Origin of the sequence: Rhodobacter capsulatus (assembly GCF_005144475.1) — a bacterium.
Taxonomy (GTDB): domain Bacteria; phylum Pseudomonadota; class Alphaproteobacteria; order Rhodobacterales; family Rhodobacteraceae; genus Rhodobacter; species Rhodobacter capsulatus_C.
In genome coordinates this window covers 1-1,369 of the sequence record NZ_SWJZ01000108.1, presented here as the reverse complement: position 1 = coordinate 1,369, position 1,369 = coordinate 1, and the positions used below count along the sequence as shown (strand labels likewise).

Genomic DNA, 1,369 nt, shown 5'->3' with positions numbered 1-1,369 from the left:
TAACAGGCTGCTGAAATAGTCGGCCTCGACCGCGGATGCAGAACATGATTCACCCCCTCCAACGGCGAAGGGGGATCAAGATGCGGGGCACGGACGAGACGAGCGGGTCGCTGTTCAGCTACGTTGATCTGGAGGCGCGCATTCCTGCGCGGCACCCTTTGCGCACGATCCGGCAGGTGGTCAACGACGCGCTGGCCAGTCTCGATGCCGAGTTCGCGGTGCTCTACACCGACTTCGGCCGCCCCTCGATCCCGCCGGAACGGCTGATCCGGGCCAGCCTGATCCAGATCCTGTTCTCGATCCGCTCCGAGCGTCAGTTGATGGAACAGATGCAGTATAACCTACTGTTCCGCTGGTTCGTCGGCCTCGGAATCGACGATCCGGTCTGGGTGCCGACCGTCTTCACCAAGAACCGCGACCGGCTGCTGACGACCGAGATGTCGCGCAAGGCGATGGCGGCGATCCTGGCGCATCGCGAGGTCGCACCGCTGTTGTCGGACGACCATTTCTCGGTCGACGGCACGCTGGTCAAGGCCTGGGCGTCCATGAAGAGCTTCCAGTTCAAGGCGGACGACACGCCGCCGGACGACGATCCGGGCAGCCCGCCCGGACCCGACACCGCCATCGAAGAACCAGACCAACCCACCGAGCCCGAGACCACCCTGATGCCCCGCGACCGCCGCCAGAACCGCAATGCCGAAGTCGATTTCCGGGGCGAGAAGCGGTCCAATGCCACCCATGCCTCGACCACCGACCCCGATGCGCGCCTTTACAAGAAATCCCCCGGCACAGGCGCCATGCTCTGCTTCATCGGCCATGCGCTGATGGAGAACCGGAACGGGCTCATCGTGCAGGGCGATCTGACCCAAGCGGATGGCCATGCCGAACGGCGCGCCGCGCTGGACATGATCCACCGTCATTCCCCCGGATCGACCCGGCGATTGACGTTGGGTGCGGACAAGGGCTTCGACGCCGCCGAGTTCGTAGCCGACCTGCGGCAAGCCTGTGTGACCCCGCATGTCGCGCAGAAATCCCGATACTCGGCGATCGACGGCCGCACGACCCGGCACGAGGGTTACGTCCTGTCGATCAAACACCGCAAACGGATCGAAGAGGCTTTCGGCTGGGCCAAGACCGTCGGCGGCATGGCCCAGACCGTCTATCGCGGCGTCGAACGGGTGCGTTCCCGCTTCATCCTCACCATGGCCGCAAACAACCTCGCCCGACTGCCACGGCTGCTCGCCGCCTGATGCTGGGAAACCGCGTCAGGCATGTATCTCGCCTGCGTCGATGGAGCCAAAACCAAACGCAGCAGGTTGCGCCGAAAGAAAACTGTTCCGAGACGACGACTTCTTCAGCAGCCTGGTAA

1 protein-coding gene is annotated in these 1,369 nt (G+C 64.2%); it reads left to right on the top strand.

Annotated elements, in window-relative coordinates; genetic code table 11:
* Positions 1-80: 80 nt before the first annotated feature.
* Complete coding sequence (locus FBT96_RS18705) at positions 81-1,250, top strand: IS5 family transposase (RefSeq protein ID WP_136909359.1); 1,170 nt, start codon at positions 81-83, stop codon at positions 1,248-1,250.
* Positions 1,251-1,369 lie beyond the last annotated feature (119 nt).